Source organism: Actinoallomurus acaciae (genome assembly GCF_042429965.1).
GTDB lineage: Bacteria > Actinomycetota > Actinomycetes > Streptosporangiales > Streptosporangiaceae > Actinoallomurus > Actinoallomurus acaciae.
This window is the reverse complement of record NZ_JBHLZP010001168.1, coordinates 959-1,169: the sequence shown is the minus strand read 5'-3', so window position 1 is coordinate 1,169 and position 211 is coordinate 959. Positions and strand designations below refer to the sequence as shown.

Sequence of the window (211 nt, the reverse complement as noted above, 5' to 3'; positions counted from 1 at the left end):
CTCGCGCACAGCCCCGCCGACCGTGACCGGCCTGCACGGACCGCCGACGCGCCCGAACAAGACGGCGCACGGGCCCCTGTGGGGCGCGATCGACTCCGCCCGCACCCGCTTCGAGGCTGCGGCAGACCACACGGACTCGCGCACAGCCCCGCCGACCGTGACCGGCCTGCACGGACCGCCGACGCGCCCGAACAAGACGGCGCACGGGCCC

1 pseudogene is annotated in these 211 nt (G+C 77.3%); it reads left to right on the top strand.

Features of this window, described 5'->3' with window-relative positions:
• Positions 1–211: pseudogene (locus tag ACFFNX_RS51390) on the top strand (hypothetical protein); the annotation flags it as partial.